Source organism: Variovorax sp. P1_H12_2 (genome assembly GCF_056405335.1).
Genome location: NZ_JBFUCI010000350.1, coordinates 1 through 6,944, shown reverse-complemented (window position 1 = coordinate 6,944; position 6,944 = coordinate 1). Strand labels below are relative to the sequence as shown.

The 6,944-nt window shown below is 66.1% G+C and carries 7 protein-coding genes; 4 read left to right on the top strand and 3 right to left on the bottom strand.

Going from position 1 to position 6,944, the window contains the following annotated elements:
* Nucleotides 1-850, bottom strand: an 850-nt coding sequence (locus tag AC1D2K_RS26570; RefSeq protein WP_478092320.1) for an extracellular solute-binding protein, incomplete at its 3' end; no start/stop codon positions are given.
* A 26-nt stretch (nucleotides 851-876) separates the two neighbouring features.
* Nucleotides 877-1,893, bottom strand: a complete 1,017-nt coding sequence (locus AC1D2K_RS26565; RefSeq protein ID WP_478092318.1) for an ABC transporter ATP-binding protein — start codon at nucleotides 1,891-1,893, stop codon at nucleotides 877-879.
* A 214-nt stretch (nucleotides 1,894-2,107) separates the two neighbouring features.
* Between AC1D2K_RS26565 and phbB the strand changes: the two genes are divergently transcribed.
* The 3 genes from phbB to AC1D2K_RS26550 all read left to right on the top strand — a co-directional run bounded on the left by phbB (nucleotide 2,108) and on the right by AC1D2K_RS26550 (nucleotide 6,042).
* Nucleotides 2,108-2,845 (top strand): acetoacetyl-CoA reductase, encoded by a 738-nt coding sequence (gene phbB / locus AC1D2K_RS26560; RefSeq protein ID WP_478092316.1) that lies wholly within the window; start codon nucleotides 2,108-2,110, stop codon nucleotides 2,843-2,845.
* A 118-nt stretch (nucleotides 2,846-2,963) separates the two neighbouring features.
* Nucleotides 2,964-4,313 (top strand): dicarboxylate/amino acid:cation symporter, encoded by a 1,350-nt coding sequence (locus tag AC1D2K_RS26555; RefSeq protein ID WP_478092314.1) that lies wholly within the window; start codon nucleotides 2,964-2,966, stop codon nucleotides 4,311-4,313.
* Between the two features lie 37 nt (nucleotides 4,314-4,350).
* A complete protein-coding gene (locus AC1D2K_RS26550; protein ID WP_478092312.1) occupies nucleotides 4,351-6,042 on the top strand; it encodes a cation:proton antiporter domain-containing protein in 1,692 nt (563 codons plus the stop codon).
* Nucleotides 6,043-6,084: 42 nt separating this feature from the next.
* On the opposite strand, the gene AC1D2K_RS26545 is transcribed toward AC1D2K_RS26550, so the two are convergent.
* A complete protein-coding gene (locus AC1D2K_RS26545) occupies nucleotides 6,085-6,489 on the bottom strand; it encodes a hypothetical protein (protein WP_478092309.1) in 405 nt (134 codons plus the stop codon).
* Nucleotides 6,490-6,724: 235 nt separating this feature from the next.
* On the opposite strand from AC1D2K_RS26545, the gene AC1D2K_RS26540 reads away from it, so the two are divergent.
* Nucleotides 6,725-6,943, top strand: a complete 219-nt coding sequence (locus tag AC1D2K_RS26540) for a hypothetical protein (RefSeq protein WP_478092306.1) — start codon at nucleotides 6,725-6,727, stop codon at nucleotides 6,941-6,943.
* Nucleotide 6,944: the final 1 nt, after the last annotated feature.

Genomic DNA, 6,944 nt, shown 5'->3' with positions numbered 1-6,944 from the left:
GGTTGCCGGTGGTGGTGTAGATGATGGCGGCCTTCTTCTCGAAGAAGTCCTTCGGCGTCGTGCCCCACTCGACCACGCCCGGCGGGTGGATGCCGGCCTTGCCGAGGTCGACCCAGTACTGCAGCGCCTCGATCACCTTCGGATCGTCGAGCTTGACCTGGGTGCCGGCCTCGTTGGCGAGGATCGTGTCGTTCGGCGTGGTCAGGGTCTGGAACAGCCAGTAGGGGAAGCCGCTCGAGGGAATCTGCACGCCCCACTGCGTGACCTTGCCGCTGGCGTCCTTCTTCGTGAGCTTGGTGGCCGCCTCCTTGAGTTCGGCCCAGGTCGTCGGCGGCTTGTTCGGGTCGAGGCCGGCTTCCTTGAACAGTTCCTTGTTCCAGTACATGACCACCGTCGAGCGCTGGAACGGGATGCCCCAGGTCTTGCCGCCGGCCTGGCTGTTCATCATGAACGCCTTGTAGAAACCGGCGAGCCAGGCCTTGTCTTCGGGGGTTTTCACGAAATCGTCGAAGGGAACGATCGCATCCTCGTCGATCAGCGTGAACATGTCGGTCGACAACAGCACCGAGGTCACCGGCGGCGTGCCCGACTTGTGCGCGGTCAGCGCCTTGACGATGGTCTCCTGGTAGGTGCCGGCATAGATCGGCGACACCTTCACGCCCGGGTTCTCCTTCATGAAGCCGGCCGCGAAGCCGTCGATCGTCTTCGCGATCGGGCCGCCCACGGCCACCGGGTAGTAGAACTGGAGCTCCACCGGCGCCTGCGCGTGAACGCTCGCGGTGCCGGCGAGCAGGGCGCCGGCGGCCATCAGGGGCAGGGCCAGGGTCTGGATGAAGGTCTTCCGTTGCATGGTGGTTTTTTCCTTTGGATGAAAGCTCAATCGATTCGCTTGCCGCCGGCATCGAAGCCATGCGCGTCCTGTGGCGCCCAGCGCAGGCCGACCCGGTCGCCCGGCTCCGCCCGGTGCTGTCCGGCGGTGCGCACCAGCAGCACCTGGCTTCCCACCGCGCAGCGCAGCACCAGGTCGGCGCCGAGGTACTCCACGCTCTGCACCGTGGCCGGGATGCCTGCGGCATCGAGCGCGATGGCCTCGGGCCGGATGCCGAGCGTGGCGGCCTGCAGGCCGGCGGCGACGTCGCTGCCGGCGATGCGGCCGGCCTCCAGCGCCACCAGGTTCATCGGCGGCGTGCCGATGAAGCGGGCCGCGAAGGTGGTGGCCGGCCGCGCATAGAGCTCGCGCGGCATGCCCGATTGTTCGACTCGGCCCCGGTTCAGGAGCACCACCTGGTCGGCCATGCTCATCGCCTCGGTCTGGTCGTGCGTGACGTAGACCACCGTGAGGCCGAGCTGGCGCTGCAGGTCACGCAGTTCGCGGCGCATGTCCTGGCGCAGCTGGGCGTCGAGGTTGGACAGCGGCTCGTCCATCAGGCAGACCTTGGCCTGCGCCACCAGCGCGCGGCCCAGGGCCACCCGCTGCTGCTGGCCGCCCGAGAGCTGCGAGGGCCTGCGCTCCAGCAGCGCCTCGAGGCCCAGCAGCGCCGCGGCGTCGCGCAGCCGGCGCGCGCTCTCCGCCGCCGGCGTCTTGCGCACCGAGAGGCCGAAACTGATGTTGTCGGCCACGCTCAGGTGCGGAAACAGCGCATAGTTCTGGAACACCATCGCGATGCCGCGCCGGGACGGCGGCAGCGCGGTGACATCGCGGCCGTCGATCAGCACCTGGCCGGCGGTCGCGGTCTCGAGCCCGGCGACGATGCGCAGCGTGGTCGACTTGCCGCAGCCCGAAGGGCCCAGGAGCACGCAGAACGAACCCGGCTCGATCTGCAGGTCCACCGCGTGCAGGGCCGTGCTTTCGCCCCACGACTTGGCGATCCGTCTCAACTCGATGGATGACATCGAATCAGGCCGCCGCAGGGCCGCCCCAAGGCGGGCTGACCCCCTCGGGGGGAAGCGAATACGCGAAGTGACAGAGCATGGGGGCGCAGTATATGGACGGCTTGTGACACCCCGTTGCAATCGAGGCTCAGTGTTTTCCTGATCGGGCCTTGGCTAGAAACTTCTATAAAGTGAACAATGCCTGTTCAGGCTCGCATACATCAAGGAAATCTTCATGAGCAAAAAAGTCGCATACGTCACCGGGGGCATGGGGGGCATCGGAACAGCCATCTGCCAGCGCCTGGCCAAGGACGGGTTCACCGTCATCGCCGGCTGCGGCCCCACCCGCGACCACGCCAAATGGCTGGCCGAGCAGAAGGCCGAGGGCTACGAGTTCCATGCCTCGGTCGGCAATGTCGGTGACTGGCAGTCCACCGTCGAGGCCTTCACCAAGGCCAAGGCGGAGCACGGCAGCATCGATGTGCTGGTCAACAATGCGGGCATCACGCGTGACCGCATGTTCCTCAAGATGACGCCGGAGGACTGGAGTTCGGTGATCGAGACCAACCTCAACAGCATGTTCAACGTGACCAAGCAGGTCGTGGGCGACATGGTGGACAAGGGCTGGGGCCGGATCATCAACATCAGCTCGGTCAACGGCGCCAAGGGCCAGGCCGGCCAGACCAACTACTCGGCCGCCAAGGCCGGGATGCACGGCTTCACGATGGCGCTGGCGCAGGAGCTCGCCGCCAAGGGCGTGACGGTCAACACCGTGAGTCCGGGCTACATCGGCACCGACATGGTCAAGGCGATTCGCCAGGAAGTGCTCGACAAGATCGTCTCCACCATCCCGGTCAAGCGGCTGGGCGAGCCGAGCGAGATCGCATCGATCATCGCCTGGCTGGCGACCGACGAAGGCGGCTACTCCACCGGGGCCGATTTTTCGGTCAATGGTGGGCTTCACATGCACTGAGGCGCCCACCTGGAAAAGCCCCCGAGAAAACCCGCTACGGCGGGTTTTTTTTGTTTGCGCGGCGCCTTCGACGGCGTCTGTCTCCCAATCCAACACATCACACCCAGGAGATCCCCGCATGACACCCACAGCGATGCCGGCCGCACCGGCCAAGAAGCTGCCGATCTACCGCTCCCTCTACGCGCAGGTGATCACGGCCGTGGTCGTCGGCGTGCTGCTGGGGCATTTCTATCCGTCCGTCGGCGAAACCATGAAGCCGCTCGGCGACGCCTTCATCAAGCTGATCAAGATGATGATCGCGCCGATCATCTTCTGCACCGTGGTGGTCGGCATCGCGGGCATGGAGGACATGAAGAAGGTCGGCAAGACCGGTGGGCTGGCGCTGCTCTATTTCGAGGTGGTCAGCAGCGTCGCGCTGGTGGTCGGCCTGGTGCTGGTCAACCTGCTCAAGCCCGGTGTCGGCATGAATATCGATCCGGCGTCGCTCGACACCCGGGCGCTGGCAGCCTACACCGGCCCGGGCAAGATGCAGGGCACGGTCGATTTCCTCATGAACGTGATCCCCAACACGGTGGTCGACGCCTTCGCCAAGGGCGAGATCCTGCAGGTGCTGCTGATCGCGGTGCTTTTCGGCTTCGCGCTGCATCGCTTCGGCGGCCGCGGCACGCTGGTGTTCGACGTCATCGAGAAGGGCTCGCACGTGCTCTTCGTGATCATCAACTACATCATGAAGCTGGCGCCGATCGGCGCCTTCGGCGCGATGGCCTTCACGATCGGCAAGTACGGCATCGGCTCGCTGTTCGAGCTCGGCAAGCTGATGGCAACCTTCTACCTGACCTGCCTGCTGTTCATCTTCGTGGTGCTGGGGGGGATCGCGCGCTTCCACGGATTCAGCATCTGGAAGTTCATCAAGTACATCAAGGAAGAGCTGCTGATCGTGCTGGGCACCTCGTCCTCCGAATCGGTGCTGCCGCGGATGATGGAGAAGATGGAGAACCTCGGCGCCAAGAAGACCTGCGTCGGCCTGGTGATCCCGACCGGCTATTCCTTCAACCTGGACGGAACCTCGATCTATCTGACGATGGCGGCAGTTTTCATCGCCCAGGCCACCAACACCCCGATGACGCTGATGCAGGAGATCACGCTGCTGGCGGTGCTGTTGCTGACATCGAAGGGGGCCGCCGGCGTCACCGGCAGCGGCTTCATCGTGCTGGCGGCCACGCTGTCGGCGGTGGGCCACGTGCCGGTGGCGGGGCTGGCGCTGATTCTCGGCATCGACCGCTTCATGTCCGAGGCCCGCGCGCTGACCAACCTGATCGGCAACGGCGTGGCCACCATCGTGGTCGCCAAATGGACCAACGAACTCGACGAGGCCCGGCTGCAGGCCGGGCTCAACAACGAGACCTGGGTCGAGGCCCAGGAGCCCGAGGAACTGATCAACGCCCGTACGGAAAAGATGGCCTCCTGAGCCTGGCTGCGGCATCGTTCTTGCAGAATGCAAGGCGATGCCGCACAGCGTTTCACTGATCAACACCATCGCGGCCGGCCTCGGCCTGGCGCTGGTGCTCGGCTTCCTGGCGACGCGGCTGCGGCTGCCGGCGCTGGTCGGCTACCTGCTGGCGGGCGTCATCATCGGGCCGTTCACGCCGGGCTTCGTCGCCGATGCGGGCATCGCCGCGCAGCTGGCGGAGATCGGCGTGATGCTGCTGATGTTCGGCGTCGGCCTTCATTTCTCGCTGGACGAGCTGCTGGCGGTGCGCAAGGTCGCGCTGCCCGGCGCCCTGGTCCAGATGGCGGTGGCGACGCTGTTCGGTGCCGCGCTCGCGACCTGGTGGGGATGGAGCCCGGGCGGTGCGCTGGTGTTCGGGCTGGCGCTGTCGGTGGCGAGCACGGTGGTGCTGCTGCGCGCGCTCGAAAGCCTGGGCATCCTCGAATCGTTCACCGGACGCATCGCGATCGGCTGGCTGGTCGTGGAAGACCTGGCGATGGTGCTGGTCCTGGTGCTGCTGCCGCCGCTGGCCGGGGCGCTGGGCGGGGCCGCCGCGGCCGCCGCCGGCCCGCCGGTCTGGCAGACGCTGGGCCTCACGCTGCTGCAGGTCGGCGGCTTCGTGCTCCTGATGCTGGTGGTCGGACGGCGGGTCTTCCCGTGGATCCTGTGGCAGGTGGCGAGCACCCACTCGCGCGAGCTGTTCACGCTCTGCGTGGTGGCCGCCGCGGTCAGCATCGCCTTCGCCTCGGCGGCGCTGTTCGGCGTCTCGTTCGCACTCGGCGCCTTCTTCGCCGGCGTGGTGATGCGGGAGTCGGAGTTCAGCCACCGCGCGGCGCAGGAATCGCTGCCGTTGCGCGACGCCTTCGCCGTGCTGTTCTTCGTCTCGGTCGGCATGTTGTTCGACCCGTCCGTGCTGATCGACCGGCCGCTGCAGGTGCTGGCCGTGGTGCTCGTGATCGTGGTCGGCAAGTCGGTCGCTGCCTGTGCGCTGGTGCTGCTGCTGCGCTACCCGCTGGGCACTGCGCTCACGGTCAGCGCGAGCCTGGCCCAGATCGGCGAGTTTTCGTTCATCCTCGCGGCGCTGGGTGGTTCGCTCGGCTTGTTGCCGCCCGAAGGGCAGAGCCTGCTGCTGGCCGGCGCGCTGATCTCCATCGCCACCAATCCGCTGTGGTTCAGCCTGATCGAGCCGTTGCAGCAATGGCTGCACGTGCATTCATCTGTCGCGCGCCGACTGGCGTCGAGGGACGACCCGCTGGCCGAGCTGCCGATGCACACCGAGGCCAGGTACCTGTCTCGGCAAGTGGTGCTGGTCGGCTACGGGCGGGTCGGCCGGCGCATCGCCGATGCGCTGGCGGCGCACGACATCCCCTTCGTCGTGGCGGAGCAGAACCGCGCGATCGTGGAGCAGCTGCGCGGCGAGGGCGTGGCCGCCGTGTGGGGCGACGCCGCCGATCCGTCGGTGCTGATCCAGGCCCACATCGCCCGCGCCCGCGTGCTGGTGATCGCCACCGCCGACGCCATGAACGTGCGGCAGATGATCGAGGCGGCCCGGACGCTGAACCCGGCGATCGAGACCGTGATCCGCAGCCACAACGAGGATGAAGCCCGCTTGCTCACCCAGCAGGATGCCGTCACGGTGTGCCTCGGCGAGCAGGAACTGGCGCAGGCGATGGCCCGCACGGTGCTGCTGCGGGCCACCGGCGCCTAGCCGAAGGGGGTCGGAGGGACCCCACGCTCCCTCCGTCGGCCCTCAGAGGTCCTCGATCACCAGCATGCGGTAGCGCTGCGCGATCGAGAACGGCACGGTGCGCACCTGATCCATCAGCCGGCTCGCGGCGGCCTCGTCCCGGGTCCTGACCAGCAGGGCGGTGTGCCCTTCGCGCGCCAGCTTGGTGTAGGCGCGGACCGTGGCGGCGTCGGTGCCGGCCGATGGAAAGGTGCTGTCCGTCTCGCGCACCGTGGGCGAGATCTGCTCGAGCACCACCTCGGGCGGAATCAGGTAGATCTCGTCGCCGCTGAAACCGTTGTCCAGCAGCCGGTGGCCCACGGCGCTGGCGTCCTTGGCGTCGGGAAACATCACGAAGCTGTGGCCCGTCGGATAGAAGGCGCCGCCGACCGAGGCGGTCATATGGGGGTCCAGGTTGAAATGCTTCATGGCTCCTCCGCGCAGTGGGTTGGAACCATGAGCTTAGGCCGTTGCGGAGATAAGAGTTGTAGGCAAATCTTGTTGGAATTTGTAAACAGCGCACTAATCCACAGTTGGCGAATGAAGGACTTGCCCATTTATTTACGATCGGTCACATTTGCAACAAATCGTGAAATTATGACTAGGTGTTGTAGACGGCCCTGAATAGGATCAATTCGTTCCATCCCGAAATCCTCCTAACCCCATGTCGCAATTGCGGAATATCGCGCTGACCGTGCAAGAACTCGAAGAGGGCGAGTTCTATTGGGTATTGCTGGAAGCTACCGACTACGTGATGGACGAAGTTCTTCCCTATCTTCCGATCGAGGCGGCGGTCGATCCGCATTCCACCTATGCGAATGCCCTGGTGGCCGGCGTGGCGGCAATCCGGAAGCTGTTTGGCAAGGAAGGCCCGTTTGCATGAG